At 67.8% G+C, this 15,941-nt stretch carries 17 protein-coding genes; 14 read left to right on the top strand and 3 right to left on the bottom strand.

The features are described 5' to 3' along the window. The first annotated feature begins 177 nt into the window (after positions 1-177). The 11 genes from ftsH (at position 178) to ASE96_RS07675 (ending at position 10,925) form a co-directional block, all read left to right on the top strand. Positions 178-2,244, top strand: coding sequence for an ATP-dependent zinc metalloprotease FtsH (ftsH, locus tag ASE96_RS07725; protein WP_056428285.1), 2,067 nt, complete (start codon positions 178-180; stop codon positions 2,242-2,244). A 9-nt stretch (positions 2,245-2,253) separates the two neighbouring features. Continuing rightward, entirely contained in the window at positions 2,254-2,895 is a 642-nt protein-coding gene (gene folE, locus ASE96_RS07720; RefSeq protein WP_442853885.1) for a GTP cyclohydrolase I FolE, read from the top strand. An 11-nt stretch (positions 2,896-2,906) separates the two neighbouring features. Continuing rightward, on the top strand, positions 2,907-3,839 hold the full coding sequence (gene folP, locus ASE96_RS07715; protein ID WP_056428282.1) for a dihydropteroate synthase: 933 nt from the start codon (positions 2,907-2,909) through the stop codon (positions 3,837-3,839). Positions 3,840-3,854: 15 nt separating this feature from the next. Beyond that, positions 3,855-4,223: a dihydroneopterin aldolase gene (gene folB, locus ASE96_RS07710; RefSeq protein WP_056428277.1), complete on the top strand. Its 369-nt coding sequence runs from the start codon at positions 3,855-3,857 to the stop codon at positions 4,221-4,223. Beyond that, entirely contained in the window at positions 4,220-4,747 is a 528-nt protein-coding gene (gene folK, locus ASE96_RS07705; protein WP_056428273.1) for a 2-amino-4-hydroxy-6-hydroxymethyldihydropteridine diphosphokinase, read from the top strand. Before folB ends, folK begins: the two co-directional genes overlap by 4 nt. Further along, entirely contained in the window at positions 4,747-5,268 is a 522-nt protein-coding gene (locus ASE96_RS07700; RefSeq protein WP_056428270.1) for a DUF3180 domain-containing protein, read from the top strand. The genes folK and ASE96_RS07700 overlap by 1 nt, the downstream gene beginning before the upstream one ends. After that, complete coding sequence (locus ASE96_RS07695; protein ID WP_056428269.1) at positions 5,249-5,761, top strand: PH domain-containing protein; 513 nt, start codon at positions 5,249-5,251, stop codon at positions 5,759-5,761. The genes ASE96_RS07700 and ASE96_RS07695 overlap by 20 nt, the downstream gene beginning before the upstream one ends. A gap of 36 nt (positions 5,762-5,797) precedes the next feature. Next, positions 5,798-7,411: a PH domain-containing protein gene (locus ASE96_RS07690; protein WP_056428266.1), complete on the top strand. Its 1,614-nt coding sequence runs from the start codon at positions 5,798-5,800 to the stop codon at positions 7,409-7,411. Beyond that, the gene (locus ASE96_RS07685) at positions 7,404-8,312 is read left to right on the top strand and encodes a Rossmann-like and DUF2520 domain-containing protein (RefSeq protein ID WP_056429261.1); all 909 of its coding nucleotides are present in this window, start codon (positions 7,404-7,406) and stop codon (positions 8,310-8,312) included. Before ASE96_RS07690 ends, ASE96_RS07685 begins: the two co-directional genes overlap by 8 nt. A 14-nt stretch (positions 8,313-8,326) precedes the next feature. Then, positions 8,327-9,226: a pantoate--beta-alanine ligase gene (panC, locus tag ASE96_RS07680; protein WP_056428265.1), complete on the top strand. Its 900-nt coding sequence runs from the start codon at positions 8,327-8,329 to the stop codon at positions 9,224-9,226. 205 nt (positions 9,227-9,431) lie between these two features. Continuing rightward, positions 9,432-10,925 carry a DHA2 family efflux MFS transporter permease subunit gene (locus ASE96_RS07675; protein ID WP_056428260.1) on the top strand — a complete coding sequence of 498 codons (1,494 nt, stop codon included), beginning with the start codon at positions 9,432-9,434 and terminating at the stop codon, positions 10,923-10,925. A gap of 109 nt (positions 10,926-11,034) precedes the next feature. On the opposite strand, the gene ASE96_RS07670 is transcribed toward ASE96_RS07675, so the two are convergent. From ASE96_RS07670 to ASE96_RS07660, 3 genes are all read right to left on the bottom strand, one after another. Further along, positions 11,035-11,868 (bottom strand): alpha/beta fold hydrolase, encoded by an 834-nt coding sequence (locus ASE96_RS07670; RefSeq protein ID WP_056428258.1) that lies wholly within the window; start codon positions 11,866-11,868, stop codon positions 11,035-11,037. A gap of 92 nt (positions 11,869-11,960) precedes the next feature. Continuing rightward, positions 11,961-12,587 carry a thymidine kinase gene (locus ASE96_RS07665; protein ID WP_056428255.1) on the bottom strand — a complete coding sequence of 209 codons (627 nt, stop codon included), beginning with the start codon at positions 12,585-12,587 and terminating at the stop codon, positions 11,961-11,963. A 47-nt stretch (positions 12,588-12,634) separates the two neighbouring features. Further along, entirely contained in the window at positions 12,635-13,579 is a 945-nt protein-coding gene (locus ASE96_RS07660; protein WP_056428252.1) for an alpha/beta fold hydrolase, read from the bottom strand. 84 nt (positions 13,580-13,663) lie between these two features. Between ASE96_RS07660 and lysS the strand changes: the two genes are divergently transcribed. The 3 genes from lysS (at position 13,664) to ASE96_RS07645 (ending at position 15,851) form a co-directional block, all read left to right on the top strand. Then, positions 13,664-15,196 carry a lysine--tRNA ligase gene (gene lysS, locus ASE96_RS07655; protein WP_056429259.1) on the top strand — a complete coding sequence of 511 codons (1,533 nt, stop codon included), beginning with the start codon at positions 13,664-13,666 and terminating at the stop codon, positions 15,194-15,196. 2 nt (positions 15,197-15,198) lie between these two features. Further along, the gene (locus tag ASE96_RS07650; RefSeq protein ID WP_056428250.1) at positions 15,199-15,387 is read left to right on the top strand and encodes a hypothetical protein; all 189 of its coding nucleotides are present in this window, start codon (positions 15,199-15,201) and stop codon (positions 15,385-15,387) included. Between the two features lie 137 nt (positions 15,388-15,524). Further along, on the top strand, positions 15,525-15,851 hold the full coding sequence (locus tag ASE96_RS07645; protein ID WP_056428247.1) for a histone-like nucleoid-structuring protein Lsr2: 327 nt from the start codon (positions 15,525-15,527) through the stop codon (positions 15,849-15,851). Positions 15,852-15,941 lie beyond the last annotated feature (90 nt).

Genomic DNA, 15,941 nt, shown 5'->3' with positions numbered 1-15,941 from the left:
CCGGCGCAGTCCGGGCCGATCCTCTCCTGTGCCCGCTACGCCCTCAGGGAACTTTTGATCCATTCCGTGCGTGACTTACAGCGACGGTGTATAGCTAGAACCTGACGCAGCACCCCACGCGCGCAGATCGGTCGCCGTGCAGCACTACCAGGAGGGACGGGGCCTGGCCCCGAACAGATGAAAGCTAAGAGTTTCTTCAAGGGCCCGGGCATCTGGATTGTCGTTGTTATCGGCATGCTCCTGCTGGCCTTTGCCACCCTTTCCCCGGGCGGATCAACCCGGGTCGACACCGACAAGGGTCTGGCGCTGCTGACCGAGGGCGGCAAAGTCGAACAGGCCAAGATCTTCGATGCGGAAAACCGTGTGGACCTGGTCCTGAAGGAAAACTACCAAGTTGACGGCCAGGACAAGGGCAAGAACATCCAGTTCTACTACGTCAACGCCCGCGCCGAGAGTGTGGTCCAGGCCGTCACGGACTCCCGGCCGCCGAGCGGCTACACCGACCAGCCGGTCGAGAACAACTGGTTCGCCGGACTGTTCTCCCTCCTGATCCCGGTCCTCCTCCTGGGCGTCCTCTTCTGGTTCCTGCTTTCCCGGATGCAGGGCGGCGGCTCCAAGGTCATGCAGTTCGGCAAGTCCAAGGCCAAGCTGGTCAACAAGGACATGCCCCAAGTCACGTTCAGCGACGTCGCCGGCGCCGACGAAGCCGTCGAGGAACTCGAAGAGATCAAGGAATTCCTCCAGGAACCCGCGAAGTTCCAGGCCGTCGGGGCGAAGATCCCCAAGGGTGTGCTGCTCTACGGCCCGCCCGGCACCGGCAAGACCCTCCTGGCCCGAGCCGTAGCCGGCGAGGCCGGCGTTCCCTTCTTCTCGATTTCCGGTTCCGACTTCGTTGAAATGTTCGTCGGCGTCGGCGCCTCCCGCGTCCGCGACCTGTTCGAGCAGGCCAAGTCCAACGCCCCGGCCATCATCTTCGTGGATGAGATCGACGCCGTCGGCCGCCACCGCGGCGCCGGCATCGGCGGCGGCAATGACGAACGCGAGCAGACCCTCAACCAGCTCCTCGTTGAAATGGACGGCTTCGACGTCAAGACGAACGTCATCCTGATCGCCGCCACCAACCGCCCCGACGTCCTCGACCCGGCGCTGCTGCGGCCCGGCCGCTTTGACCGCCAGATCTCGGTGGAAGCCCCCGACCTGATCGGACGCGACCAGATTCTGAAAGTCCACGCCAAGGGCAAGCCGATGGCTCCCGGTGTCGACCTGAAAGCCGTGGCCAAAAAGACTCCCGGCTACACCGGCGCGGACCTCGCCAACGTCCTCAACGAGGCCGCCCTGCTGACGGCCCGCTCAAACGCCAACCTGATCGACGACCGCGCCCTCGACGAAGCCATTGACCGAGTGATGGCCGGCCCGCAGAAGCGCAGCCGCGTTATGAAGGAACACGAACGCAAAGTCACCGCCTACCACGAAGGCGGGCACGCCCTCGTGGCCGCGGCGCTGCGGAACTCGGCCCCGGTCACCAAGATCACCATCCTGCCCCGCGGCCGCGCCCTGGGCTACACCATGGTGGTTCCGGAGAACGACAAGTACTCCGTGACCCGCAACGAACTGCTCGACCAGATGGCCTACGCCATGGGCGGCCGGGTCGCCGAGGAGCTGGTCTTCCACGACCCGTCCACCGGCGCGTCCAACGACATCGAAAAAGCCACCGGGATCGCCCGCAAGATGGTCACCGAGTTCGGCATGAGCGAACGCGTCGGCGCCGTGCGCCTTGGCCAGGGCGGCGGCGAGCCCTTCCTGGGCCGCGACGCCGGACACGAGCGCAACTACTCCGACCAGATCGCCTACATCGTCGACGAGGAAGTGCGCCGACTCATCGAGGGCGCCCACGACGAGGCCTACGCGATCTTGGTCGAGAACCGCGACGTCCTGGATGAGCTGGCCCTCGAACTGCTGGAACGCGAGACGCTTAACCAGGCCGAAATCGCCCAGGTCTTCACCAACATCCGGAAGCGCGATTTCCGCGAGATCTGGCTCTCCAAGGAGACCCGCCCGATCCAGGAGATCGGCCCGGTGGAATCCCGCATGGAGAAGGCCGAACGGGAAGCCCAGGAAGAAGCCAAGGAAGCCCGCCTTGAGGAACCGCTGGATACGTTCCCGCCGCACGCCCAGGGTGTCTCCGGACAGGAGCCGTTCCAGGGCGGTGTAACGGATCTCGGGCCCGACGGTCATCCCGGCTAGGCTTCTTCAGTGACTTCTTTCTTCAATGACGACGACGACGCTCCCGCCACCGATGATTTGGCGGCGGGAGGGTCCGTTCCCGGCACCGTTGTGGACCAGCCCCGGATCCAGGCGGCCGTCCGCGAGATCCTCCTGGCCATCGGCGAGGACCCTGACCGCAGCGGCCTCCTGGACACCCCGAAGCGGGTTGCCAAGGCCTACACCGAAATGTTCGCCGGACTGCACCACGATCCGGCGGAAATCCTTGCCACCACGTTCGACCTGGACCACGAGGAACTGGTCCTGGTCAAGGACATTCCGTTCTACTCCACCTGCGAGCACCACCTGGTGCCGTTCCACGGGGTGGCCCATGTGGGCTACATTCCCTCGCACGACGGGAAGGTCACCGGGCTGAGCAAACTGGCGCGGCTGGTGGACATGTTCGCCCGCCGCCCCCAGGTCCAGGAACGCCTGACCACCCAGATCGTCGAAGCCCTTGTCACCCACCTCAAACCGCGCGGCGCGATCGTCGTCGTCGAATGCGAACACCTGTGCATGTCCATGCGCGGCATCCGCAAGCCGGGCGCCAAGACCGTCACCAGCGCGGTGCGCGGGCAACTCCATGACCCGGCCACCCGCGCCGAGGCCATGAGCCTCATCATCGGAAGGTAAGAACACAGACTATGGATTCCCTCGCCGCAGCCCCTGGCACCGGCCCCGCGACCTCGCCCCTGCCCGTACTGCGCAAGTCGCGCCCGGCAGCGCAATTCAAGGATCTCCCCACGGACCGGACGCTCGTGATGGGGATCCTGAACGTCACCCCGGACTCCTTCAGCGACGGCGGCAAGCACGCCACCGCGGACACCGCCATCGCCGCAGGCCTGCGGATGTTCTACGGCGGAGCGGACATCATCGACGTCGGCGGCGAATCCACCCGCCCGGGAGCGGTCGAGGTGGGCGTCGAGGAAGAGCAGCAGCGGGTCCTGCCCGTGATCCAGGCGCTGGTCAAGGCGGGCGCGCTGGTCAGCATCGACACGACACACGCCGTCACCGCCGCAGCCGCCCTGGACGCGGGGGCCGCGATCATCAACGATGTCTCCGGACTGACTATGGAGCCGGAGATGGCCGAACTGGTGGCCCGCAGCAAGGCCCCGTACATCCTCACGCACCGCCGCGGCAACGCCAGCACCATGGACTCCCTGGCCGAGTACGGGAACGTCGCGGACGAAGTAGCCGCGGAGCTGGCCGGTGTCCGCGACAAGCTGTACGCGGCCGGCGTCGCCCCGGACCAGATCATCCTGGACCCCGGACTGGGCTTCTCGAAGAACGAGGAGCAGAACTGGGAACTGCTCCAGCGCCTGGACGTCCTGCAGGCCATGGGCCACAGGGTCCTGGTGGCTGCCTCCCGCAAGCGTTTCCTCGGGAGCCTCCTCACCGTGGCGGGCAAGGCAGCCCCGCCGGCCGGACGCGACGACGCCACCGCCGCCGTGAGCGCCATCAGCGCCTACCGGGGCGCCTGGGCGGTCCGCGTGCACGACGTCGGCCCCAGCCTCGACGCCGTCAAGGTCGCCGCCCGCATGTCGCCGGCTCATCCGGCCGCCCCCGGCCGCAGCTGAACCGACAGACTACCCATGGACCAGATCACGCTGAGCGGCGTCACCGCCGTCGGCCATCACGGAGTGTTTGATTTCGAGCGGCGGAACGGCCAGCCGTTTGTGGTCGATGCCGTCCTGCACCTGGACTTCGGCCCCGCCGCAGCCTCCGACGACGTGCTGGACACCGCCCACTACGGCGAGGTGGCCGAGTGCATCCGGACCTGGATCACGGGGGAACCGCTGAATCTGATCGAGGCGCTGGCCGTCCGGATCGCCGAGGACGTGCTGCTGAAGTTCCCCGTCGCCGCGGTGGACATCACCGTGCACAAACCCAAGGCTCCGATCGAAGTCGAGTTCGGCGACGTCTCTGTCAGCGTCCGGCGGACCCGGCAGGACCAGCGATGAACTACACGCGCGCCGTGCTCGCGCTCGGCAGCAACCTGGGGGAGCGCAGCGACACGCTCTCGGCAGCCGTCGCGGACATCGTTGACCCGCCCGAGGTCCGCCTCCTGGCGATCTCACCGATCGTCCAGACCAAAGCCGTCGGCGGGCCGGCCGGCCAGCCGGACTTCCTTAACATGGTGATCGCCGTCGAGACCACGCTTGCGCCCCTTGAGCTGCTGCGGCACTGCCACGCGGTGGAACAAAAGCACCTGCGGGTCCGTCACGTGCACTGGGGCCCGCGCACCCTCGACGTCGACATCATCACTTACGGGGAGCTGGTCAGCTCCGACCCGGAGCTGACCCTGCCGCACCCGCGGGCGGCTGAGCGGGCATTTGTGCTGTACCCGTGGTCGCTCATCGACCCCGCGGCGGAACTGAACGGCGAACGCGTGGGGGAACTGGCCGCCAGGGCCGCTGACTTCGCCGACCTCGTGCCCTTCGACGGCTTCGAAAACCTCCACGGCGTGGCCGGAGCGGTGGAATGATGAAGCTGACCAACCCCCTGACGCTTATTGTGATCGGCTCGGCCGTGGGGGTCCTCGGCTGGCTCGCCGCCGTGCTCACCACCCGCTACGGCCTCAACACCCCGGTACTGCCGCTCAACGCACTGATCACGATGGGTGTGATCGTTGTGCTCACCCTCGTGCTGGGCATCAGGGTGCTGCGGTGGCGGAACGGCAACAAGAAGAAAATGCTGAACCCCATCCTGGCCGCCTGGACCTTGGTCCTCGCCCAGGCCTGCGCCTACACCGGCAGCGTGCTGCTGGGCTGGCACGCAGGGATCTTCGTTGACCAGCTGCGGCTCTGGAACCTGCGCAGCGACCAGACCCTCGCCTGGCAGGCTGTGGCCATGGCCGGCGGCGGCCTGGTGATGATCGTGGTCGGCCTGATGGTGGAAAGGTTCTGCCGGATACCCCCCGAAGACGGCGAGGGTGAGTCGGCCCCGGGTCGCCAGGAAAAGCGTAAGCCCAAGTCGGAAGGCGAGTATGCATACCGAGGCGATTGACCCTCCGGGCATCACGTGGCTGCGCGTCTCACCGAAGTACGTCACGGTGCGCCTTGCCGGCTGGGCGCTGGGCACCCTCTTCCTGGTGGCGGTGCTGTGCCTTCCGCTCGTTCTCGTCCTGAACGGCGTGTGGCAGACGTTCCCCCTCTGGCTGGCCGTCGCCATCCCTGTGGTGATGCTGCTCCTGGCCCTGTGGCGGCTCCTGCTGATTCCGCGCCAGGTGCGGGCCATCGGCTACGCCGAGCGTGAGGATGACCTGCTCATCCGCCGCGGCATCTTCTTCCAGCGCACCCTCGTGGTCCCCTACGGCCGCATGCAGTACGTGGACATCGGCGCCGGGCCCGTGGAACGCGGCCTGGGGCTGTGCACGCTGAAACTGCACACCGCCTCCGCCGGCACCAGCGCGGAAATCCCGGGCCTGCCCGCAGCGGAAGGTGCGCGGCTCCGCGAGCAGCTCTCCGCCCGCGGTGAAGCCCGCCTGGCCGGACTGTGACGGGTTCGCCGTGACGACCTCCGGTATGGGAACTCAGTGAAGCCGGGTGCCGCCCCGGAGGCCTCCGCCGGCGCCGAAGCCGGAGCTCCCGACGGCGAGTGGCTTCGCGTGCACCCCGCGTCGCCCTTCGTGCGCGGCTGGGTGGCGCTGGCCGCGATCGCCTTCTTCTTCTTCCGGGATACGTTCGAACGGGTGCTCCAGGGCGGCCCCCTGGTCGATGAACGGCTCGCGGACCGGGCCCCGTGGCTGCTGCTCGGCGGCGGCGGGGTGTTGCTGCTCACCGTCCTCGGCTACGTCCTGAGCTGGTACTTCACCCGCTATCAAGTGGCAGACGGATATGTCCGGCTGAACACCGGATTCCTCTTCAAACAGCAGCGCCAGGCCCGGCTGGACCGCGTCCAAGCCATCGACATTGTGCAGCCGCTGCTCGCCAGGATCTTCGGGCTGGCCGAGCTCAAGTTCGAGGTGGCCGACGCCGGGGAATCCGCGGTGCGGCTCGCCTACCTCCGCATGGACGAGGCGCGGCTGCTCCGGGCCGCGATCCTGGCCCGCGCCGCCGGTGCGGTGCAGGACCAGGCGCGCCCGGGGGAGGCCGCTGCGGAGGCCCCCGAACATGCCGTCCTGACCGTCCCGCCGCGGCGCCTGATCGGGTCGCTGCTGCTGAGCGAGCAGAGTATGTTCGTGGTCGTCGGCGGCGTCGTCTCCGTGGTGCTCTCCGCCCTCACGGAGAACCGCAGTTTCTACCTCTTCCTGATCCCGGCCGTGCTCGGCATCGTGGCCGCGTACTGGAACTCCATCAACCGGGGCTACAACTTCACCGCCGCAATTTCCCCGGATGGTATCCGGCTGCGGTACGGCCTGCTGGACACGCAGGCACAGACCCTGCCGCCGGGCAGGATCCAGGCGCTGCGGATCAGCCAGCCCCCGCTCTGGCGGATTTTCGGCTGGTACCGGATCCAGGTCAACGTCGCCGGGTACGGCGCCGCGGGGAACGACGGCGGGGGCTCATCCCGGACCACGCTGCTGCCGGTGGGGACCTTCCCGGACGTGCTCACCATGCTCTCCCTTGTCCTGCCCGATCCGGGTACCCCGGACCCGGTGAGGATCTTCAGGGCCGGCATCAACGGCCTCGCCGGGCCGGCGGGGGTTCCGGCAGATCCGGCTGCCGCTGCTCCGGCAGATCCCGGCACGGACGACGGCGGTTTTGTCACCACGCCGCGGCGCGCCCGCCTGCTGGCACCGCTGGGCTGGCGCCGCAACGGCTTCACCGCCACCGGCACGGCCCTGCTGATCCGCTCGGGCCGCTGGTGGCGCCACCTCGTGGTGGTCCCGCACCAGCGCACCCAATCCATGGCGCTGGAGCAGGGCCCCCTCGCGCGGCGTTTCCGCGTGGTGGACCTGGTCCTGCACACCACGGCCGGCCCGGTGTCCCCGCGGCTGGTCCAGGCCGGCCTGGACGAGGGGCGGGCGCTGCTGGACGCCCAGGCGGCCCGGGCCCGGACCGCGCGCAAACGGCAGACCAGCGAGCACTGGCTGGACCAGGTCCGGGCGCTCGCAGCCGACCCCAACAGCGGTGAAGCGCCCTCAAGCACCCAAGCACCCTCAAGCACCGAAGAACCCAACAGGCAGGATGACCGGCAACATGGCTAAACCAGGACGACTCGGCATCGGAATCGTCGGCGCCGGCAAGGTCGGAGCCGTCCTGGGGGCGGCGCTGCGCGGCGCGGAGCACGCCATCATCGGAGTCTCCGCGGTCTCTGACGCCAGCCGGGAGCGTGCGGAAACCCTGCTCCCCGGTGTCCCGGTGCTCGACGTGCAGGACATCGTCGAACGCGCCGAACTGGTGCTCCTGGCTGTCCCCGACGACGCCCTCGGCCCGCTCGTGGAGGGCCTGGCGAAGCTCGGCGCCTGGCAGCCCGGCCAGCTTGTGGCCCACACGTCCGGCCGTTTCGGCGTCGGAATCCTGCATCCCGTCCGGGCCGCCGGCGCCGTCCCGCTGGCGCTGCACCCTGCGATGACCTTCACCGGGATGAGCCTGGACCTTACCCGGCTGCTGGACTGCACCTTTGGCGTCACGGCGGATGCTGCAATGCTGCCCATCGCGCAGGCCCTCGTGGTGGAGATGGGCGCGGAGCCCGTCGCCATCGCCGAGGCAGACCGCACGCTGTACCACGCTGCCCTCGCCCACGGCTCGAACCACCTCGTCACCCTGGTGGCCCAGGCCTCGCAGCTGCTCCGGGAGGTCGGCGTCGAGGCCCCCGAACGTATGCTCGGACCGCTGCTGCGCGCAACGCTGGAGAACGCCCTCGCCTCCGGCGAGTCGGCCCTGACCGGGCCGGTGGCCCGCGGCGATGTCGGAACCGTGGCCGCGCACGCTGGGTCGCTGCGGGAGCACGACGGCGGCGCCGGCGGCGATATTCTGGAGGCGTACCTGGCCATGGCCCGGGCGACGGCCCGGCGGGCCGGACGCCGGGGTCTGCTGAAACCGGACCAGCTCGATAGCATCACGCAGGCCCTCGAGGGCCCGGACCACGACGGCCCGCAACCCTAAGGAAGGTCCATACCTTGGCGATCCAACTCGTGACCACGGCCGCCGCGCTCCGCATCGAAAGCGCCCGGCTGATCAGGGAGAACGGTGGCACCTCGCAGGGCCTCGTGCCCACCATGGGTGCCCTCCATGAGGGCCACGCCCAGCTGGCACGCACCGCCGTCGAGCAGAACGACGTCGTGGTGGCCAGCATCTTCGTGAACCCGCTGCAGTTCGGTGAGGCCGTGGACCTGGCACGGTACCCCCGGACCCTGGACGCCGATCTGGCGCTGTTGGACGCCGTGGGCGTGGACCTGGTGTTCGCTCCGGACGTGGACGAGGTCTATCCCGGCGGGGAACCCCGGGTCCGTATCAGCGCGGGTCCGATGGCCGAGAAATGGGAGGGGGCCTCCCGTCCCGGGCACTTCGACGGCGCCCTGACCGTGGTGGCCAAGCTGCTGCACTACGGGATGCCCGGCGCGACCGCCGGCCCGGAAGTGCCGGCCTACCGGGCGTACTTCGGCCAGAAGGACGCCCAGCAGCTGGCGCTCGTCCAGCGTATGGTCGCGGACCTGAACTTCCCCGTGGAGATCGTCCCGGTGCCGATCGTGCGCTCCGCCGACGGACTGGCGCTGTCCAGCCGCAACCGCTTCCTCTCCGCCGGGGAACGCGAGGCCGCGCTGGTGCTCTCGCGGGCGCTGCGGCTCATCGAGGAACGGGCCAACGCCCACCAGCCGCTGGATCTTGAGTCCGTAGAGGCGCTCGTCAGGTCCCGGCCGCTTGTGGAACTGGACTACCTGGACGTGGTGGATCCCCGCACCCTGGAACCGCTCGCGGAGAACTGCCGGGACACGCCGTTCCGCGGCGAGGGCCTGGCTCTCATCGCGGCCACGGTGGGCAAGGTCCGCCTGATCGACAACGTGCCGCTGGACTCCTAGGCCAACGCCGCCGCCATCAAGCAACGCGGGGTCAGATTCGGCCCATGCCGATGCCGCCCATGGACCGTAGCTGACCCCGCGTTGGATTTCAGGCCACAGGAAGTTTTCTCCACCGCCGGGAATTACCGCGGCGGATCGCAGGTTGGCACCTGATGTAGCGACGACGCTCGCTGACCCCACGCCACAACTCCCTGAGGGAACCCTTATGTCTACAGACGTCTCTTCCAAGCCCCCGGGCGATCCCGCGCCGGCCGCGCAGACTCAGGTCGCCGCGGAGGCTTCCGCCCGGCCGGCGAAGATGTCCCGGGAATCGGTGACCGTCATCGCCACCCTGCTGGTGGCGACCTTTGTGGTGATCCTGAATGAAACCATCATGAACGTCGCGCTGCAGCGGCTGATGGTGGATCTGGGGGTCACCGCCCCCACCGTGCAGTGGCTGTCCACCGGTTTTATGCTGACGATGGCCGTAGTGATTCCCACGACCGGCTTCATCCTCCAGCGGCTGTCCACCCGCGCCGTTTTTATGCTGGCCATGGGCCTCTTCTCCGGCGGGACGCTGCTCGCGGCGCTGGCTCCGGGGTTCGAAATCCTGCTGCTCGCCCGGATCGTCCAGGCCGGCGGCACGGCAATTATGCTGCCCCTGCTGATGACCACCATCCTCACCCTGGTTCCCGTGACGCGCCGCGGCTTCGTGATGGGCAACGTCAGCATCGCCATCTCGGTGGCGCCGGCCATGGGCCCCACGGTTTCCGGCCTGATTCTTGAGCACTTCTCCTGGCGCTTCATGTTCGTCTTCGTCCTCCCGATCGCTGTGGCCGCCTTCGCCATCGGCGCCAGGTTCCTGACCAACATCGGCGAAAAGGAGAAGACCCGGCTTGACGTCCTGTCCGTGCTGCTGACCGTCCCCGCGTTCGGCGGACTGGTCTACGGTCTGAGCCAGATCGGCGGCGGCGAGGGCGGGCCCGGCTCGCCCGCCGTCATTGCGCTGGCCCTGGGCGTCATCGCCATGGTGGCGTTTGTGCTCCGGCAGCTGCGTCTGCAGAAGTCCGCGGCGCCCCTGCTGGACTTGCGCGCCTTCACTTTCCGGATGTTCACGGTGTCCGTGCTGCTCCTTGTGGTGGCTATGATCGCACTGTTCGGCGCAGTGATTCTGCTGCCGTTGTACCTGCAGGAAATCCGCGGGCTGACGTCGCTGGAAACAGGGCTGACCCTGCTGCCCGGCGGACTCGCGATGGGCCTGCTGGGCCCCTTCATCGGACGCCTCTTCGACAAGGTGGGCCCGCTGCCGCTGACCGTCACGGGCTCGTCGCTTCTGGTGCTGGCACTGTTCCAGTTTTCGCTGCTCGACGCCGACACACCGGTCGGGTGGATCATTGCCCTGCACGTGGGCCTCAGCCTCGGCCTGGCGCTGATCTTCACCCCCGCGTTTACCACCGGGCTGAACCCGCTGCCGCCCCACCTGTATTCACACGGCTCGGCCATCATGAGTACCCTGCAGCAAGTGGCCGGGGCCGCTGGAACGGCGCTGCTCGTCTCGATCTACGCGGTGGTATCCGCCGGTGCCGGCATGGTCGCGGGGATGCACGCGGCGTTCCTGACCGCCTCGGTCATCGCCGTCGCCGCCGTCGTGCTGGCCGCCCTGATGCGGAAGACCACTGCAGTGGAACACCCCGCAGCGGAACACGCCGTCTCCCACTAGCCGCTTAATCCAACGCGGGGTCACCTCCCGCCCATAAATCCCGTTGGGATGGGCGCCAGGTGACCCCGCGTTGCTTTGGAGGCCGCGTAGTTCTGGCGCAGCCTTGTGCTTAGCTGGCGAAGAACTCGCTGAGCGCGGAGATGAGTTTGTCCGGTGCCTTGTTGACGCCGTCGTGCCCCATGCCCGGCAGGATGGTGTAGCTGGAGCCGGAGAGCACCTCGTGGATCTGGGCGCAGGCCACTCCGAAGTACGCCGGGCTCTTCTCCCCGACAATGATCAGGGTCTCCAGCGGCAGTTCCAGGAACGGCTCGGCCGGCATGTCGGCGGCGATGATGGCCTTGATCTCCCGGACGCCGGTCTTCATCAGTTCGCGCATCTGCTTGCCGATCGGAGTCCCCGCAGCAAGCTTGTTCGCCAGGGTCAGCATGGACAGCGGCATCCGGGACAGGGCGCTTCCGGTCTCGAGGCCCCTGAGCAGGACGGCGAGGGCGCGGTCGTCGTCGCCGGCCGCCGTCGCCTTCTCGTATTCGGCGGTCCAGTCCGCGGTCACGCTGTGGTTCACGGAGACGGCGGGGTCGTACACGGCGAGGCGCTCCACCGGGAGGGTCCGGGCGGCGTGCAGCGCCACCGCGCCGCCGAAGCTGTGCCCGAAAACGTCCGTGCTGGACGTGTGCTTCATCACCGCATCGAGGTCATGGATATCCACGTCCAGGGTGTAGTCCTCCGGCTGCGGCGAGGACGAGCCGCGGCCACGCCGGTTGAACGTGTGCACCGGGCGTCCCAGGGACGCACTGAGCTTCTGGGCGAAGCGTGTGTAGTCGGAGGCGGTCACCATCGAAGCCGGAACGACGACGACGCCGGAGCCCGCCGCGGCGAGTTCGGCACCCGTGCTGAAAAGCTCGATCGTTGCACCGTCGGGGGTTCTGATGTTCTCGCGGGTCATGCTCCGAGCCTAGCCGAGGCTGCAGCTACGGCGTAGTAGGGTACCGGCGCCGCCGGGAGGCTGCGCAGCTAACCGCCCAGCTAACCGCCCAGCTAACCGCCCAGCCGCCCGCCGGAGACCTCCAGGTAGCAGGAGCCGCAGAGCGATTCGTACCAGACGTCCTGGCCGTCGATCGCGACCTGGTCCCCGTCGAAGACCACCTCGTCGCCCGCCCGGCGGGTGTTGAAAATGGCCTTGCGGCCGCAGCGGCAGATCGTCTTGAGTTCCTCGAGGGTGTGCGCGATTTCCAGCAGCCGCAGCGAGCCCGGGAACGCCCGCGTGCGGAAGTCCGTGCGGATGCCGTAGGCCAGCACGGGAACGTTGTCCAGGACGGCGATCCGGAAGAGGTCGTCCACCTGGTCCGGTTCGAGGAACTGGGCCTCGTCCACCAGCAGGCAGGCCACCGGCTGCGTGTCCACATGTTTAAGCAGAGCGTCGGGATCGTCCCCGTGGGCCTGGGCGGTGAACAGGTCGCGGGCGGAGGCCCCGGCCGGGATCAGGAAGTCCACCGAACGTGTCATGCCCAGGCGGGAGACGACGTCGGCGTCGCCCTTGGTGTCCACATCCGGCTTGGCCAGCAAGACCCGCTGGCCGCGTTCCTCATAGTTGAAGGCGGCCTGCAGCAGGCCCGTTGACTTGCCGGAGTTCATCGCGCCGAAGCGGAAGTAGAGCTTGGCCAAAAGGGTCCTTTCGAAGGGGTCGCCCACCGATTGTAAGGGCGCGCCCCTCAGCGGCCCAGCTTGAGCCGCCGCCTGCGCGCCGGGAGGCGCCGCAGTGTCCCTTCCCCGGCCAGAAGGTAGCGCGCAACGGCCCGGGGCAGCCGGATTCCGGGCCGCAGAGGGCTTTCGTGGAGCTGACCCGGCAGCACGGCGCACTCGATGGAAGGGACGGCGGAGGCGAGTTGCCGGCCCGTTTCGGTGAAGTAGTCCGGGCTCCAGCTGCCGCTCAGCATCAGCGTGGGGGTGGTCACGGCCGCGAAGTCGGCCAGTTCGGCGTCCTCGTCCAGCACCGCGCGCATCTCCGCGACGGCCGTGGGAAGCAGGTCGCGCATCTCGGCGCCCATGCTCGTCCGTGCGGAGAGGATGCTGAGCATCCGCAGCGCACCGAGCGGGAGCTTGGCCACGGGTCCGCCCACCTCGATGCCCTGGACCAGATGCGCCCAGGCGTCGTCCAGTTCCCCGGCAGCCACCGAACGCTCCAGCTCGGGCCGCCAGCGGTGGGTGAGGTTCCCGGAGAGGGACACGGCGGCGTCATAGGTCACCATTCTGCGGATCGGCAGCGTCCGGGCCGCCTGCAGGGCCACGAAGCCGCCATAGCTGTGCGCCACCACGTCGCATGAGTCCGTTTCCCGCATCACCGTAGCCAGGTCTCCAACCTCCATGGCCGCGGAGTACCCGGCCGGCTGCGGGGAGGAACCGGCACGCCCGCGCCGGTTGTAGCAGTGCACCGGACGGTCCAGCAGGCTGCTGATGTTCCGCGCGAACGGGCGGTACAGCGAGGCGGTGATCATGGTGCCGTGCACGACGACGATGCCCTGACAGGGTGCTTGACCGGTGGCTGGTCCTGCCGCCTGGGCTCCCGGCGCCGGAGCGGCCGGGTGCGCAGGCGGACGGAAAGTGTGCAGCTCGAGGTGCCCCTCGCCGTCGTCGGTGTAGATGGTCCGCGTCTCCACAGCCCCGAGTCTATTCCGCGGCGGCCTCGGCGTCCTTGGCGTGCGGGACCTGCCCCGGCAGAATCCCCGGTAAACTTGGGAATTGTGACTTCCCAAAACACCTCCGCCCCGAACACCGCCGCCGACTCCCACGACGCCAGCGAGCAGACGCGCATCCGCATGGAGAAGCGCGCCAAGCTGATCGAGCGCGGCATCGAGGCGTATCCGGTGGGTGTTGAACGCACACATTCACTGAGTGACATCCGCGAAAAGTACGCGCACCTTCAGGCCGACGAAACCACCGGCGACGTCGTCGGAGTGACCGGCCGCATTGTGTTCATCCGCAACACCGGCAAGCTGTGCTTCGCCACCCTCCAGGAGGGCGGCGTTGACGGCAAGGCCGTCCGCCTGCAGGTCATGCTGAGCCTGGCAAACATCGGCGAGGACGCGCTCGCCGACTGGAAGGCCCTCGTGGACCTGGGCGACCACGTTTTCATCAAGGGCGAGGTCATCTCCTCCCGCCGCGGTGAGCTCTCCGTGATGGCCGAGTCCTGGTCCATGGCGTCCAAGGCCCTCCGCCCGCTGCCGGTGCTGCACGCCGGCCTCAACGAGGAAACCCGCGTCCGCCAGCGCTACGTGGACCTCATCGTCCGCGACGAAGCCCGCGAAATGGTCTACACCCGGGCCGCGATCACGCGTTCCATCCGCGAAACCCTGCACCGCCAGGGCTACGTCGAGGTGGAAACCCCCATGCTGCAACTGGTCCACGGCGGCGCCACGGCCCGCCCCTTCGAGACGCACATGAACGCCTTCGACCAGAAGATGACCCTGCGGATCGCCACCGAGCTGTACCTCAAGCGCACCGTCGTCGGCGGCATTGACCGCGTCTACGACATGGGCCGCGTCTTCCGCAATGAGGGCGTGGACTCCACCCACAGCCCCGAATTCACCACCCTGGAAAGCTACGAGGCCTGGGCCGACCAGTTCGTCATGGCGGACCGGATCAAGGAACTCATCCTCGATGCCGCTGACGCCGCCGGCGTGGGCCGCGTCCTGCAGACCGAGGCCGGGGAGATCAACCTCGACGGCGACTGGGCGTGGATGGCGGTCTACCCGGGACTGTCCGACTTTGTGGGCCAGGACATCACCCCGGCGACCCCCGTGGCCGAGCTCCTGGCGCTTGCCGACAAGCATGAGGTCAAGGTCGACGCCAACTGGGACGCCGAGAAGCTCGTGGTGGAACTCTTCGGTGAGCTGGTGGAACCGACGCTGTTGAACCCGACGTTCGTCTACGACTACCCGCCGTCCGCCCAGCCCCTGGCCCGCCACCACCGCGAGGATGACCGCCTGATCGAAGCATGGGACCTCATCATCGGCGGCATGGAGCGCGGCACTGCGTTCTCCGAGCTGATTGACCCGGTCATCCAGCGCGACCGGCTCACCGAACAGTCCCGCCGCTCCGCCGCCGGCGACGTCGAGGCCATGCAGCTGGACGAGGACTTCCTCCGCGCCCTGGAGTATGGGGCCCCTCCGATGGGCGGGATCGGCCTGGGCATCGACCGGCTGGTCATGCTCTTCACCGGCGCCGGCATCCGCGAAACCATTCTCTTCCCGCTGCTGAAGCCCGAAGGACACTGATCATGGAGTACATCGCTGTATTGCTTCCCTCCGTGGTGGTGGGCCTGATCTTCTGGTTTGCCATGAAATCGATTTTCAATGCCGACAAATCGGAGCGCCAGGCCGAAGCGCGTGCCCAGGCGGAAGCCGAAGGAAATGCCCACGGGGCTGATACCCTCCGCAACGAGGGTCATTCCAACGGGCGTAACTAATAGCGGGCTATTCCCCCTTGGGTTTTCCTTTGGAAACTCTTTTTCGCTTTGACTCGTTGCCATAAAGCAGAGGATACTTTTAACCAGATACATCCTGCTTTTACTAAATGCTCGTCCTTTTGGAAAGAGAGTCATTAATGGCACAGAAAGTGAAAATCATCCTTGTCGATGATCTGGATGGGGGATCCGCGGACGAGACCGTCCGGTTCGGCCTTGACGGGGTCAGTTACGAAATTGACCTGTCGGCGGAAAATGCTTCAGAACTACGTGCCGCAGTTGAGCGGTTTGTAAGTCACGCGCGCAAGACCTCTAGTGGCCGCGCCACCCGGACCAAGATTGCGTCCGGCCGGAATCAGGACTCTGCCCAGATCCGGCAGTGGGCCCGCGATAACGGCTACGCGGTAAACAGCCGCGGCCGTATTCAGGCTGAAATTCAGGAAGCCTACCAAAAGGCGAATTCCTAGCATCCAGGCCCCGGACCGCTGCGCCGTGCGCGCGGCGTCGGAGCCCGCAGGACCAACAACAATGCCCCCGCCTTCGCACGGGGGCATTGT

Source organism: Arthrobacter sp. Leaf69, assembly GCF_001422645.1.
Classification (GTDB): Bacteria; Actinomycetota; Actinomycetes; order Actinomycetales; family Micrococcaceae; genus Arthrobacter.
Note: the sequence above shows the minus strand (reverse complement) of the source record. Positions and strands in the feature narration are given on the sequence as shown.

Coding starts and splice junctions, on each gene's coding strand:
- ftsH (WP_056428285.1), top strand. CDS start 178: ATGAAAGCTAAGAGTTTCTTCAAGGGCCCGGGCATCTGGATTGTCGTT.
- folP (WP_056428282.1), top strand. CDS start 2,907: ATGGATTCCCTCGCCGCAGCCCCTGGCACCGGCCCCGCGACCTCGCCC.
- folB (WP_056428277.1), top strand. CDS start 3,855: ATGGACCAGATCACGCTGAGCGGCGTCACCGCCGTCGGCCATCACGGA.
- folK (WP_056428273.1), top strand. CDS start 4,220: ATGAACTACACGCGCGCCGTGCTCGCGCTCGGCAGCAACCTGGGGGAG.
- ASE96_RS07700 (WP_056428270.1), top strand. CDS start 4,747: ATGAAGCTGACCAACCCCCTGACGCTTATTGTGATCGGCTCGGCCGTG.
- ASE96_RS07695 (WP_056428269.1), top strand. CDS start 5,249: ATGCATACCGAGGCGATTGACCCTCCGGGCATCACGTGGCTGCGCGTC.
- ASE96_RS07685 (WP_056429261.1), top strand. CDS start 7,404: ATGGCTAAACCAGGACGACTCGGCATCGGAATCGTCGGCGCCGGCAAG.
- ASE96_RS07675 (WP_056428260.1), top strand. CDS start 9,432: ATGTCTACAGACGTCTCTTCCAAGCCCCCGGGCGATCCCGCGCCGGCC.
- ASE96_RS07670 (WP_056428258.1), bottom strand. CDS start 11,868: ATGACCCGCGAGAACATCAGAACCCCCGACGGTGCAACGATCGAGCTT.
- ASE96_RS07650 (WP_056428250.1), top strand. CDS start 15,199: ATGGAGTACATCGCTGTATTGCTTCCCTCCGTGGTGGTGGGCCTGATC.
- ASE96_RS07645 (WP_056428247.1), top strand. CDS start 15,525: ATGGCACAGAAAGTGAAAATCATCCTTGTCGATGATCTGGATGGGGGA.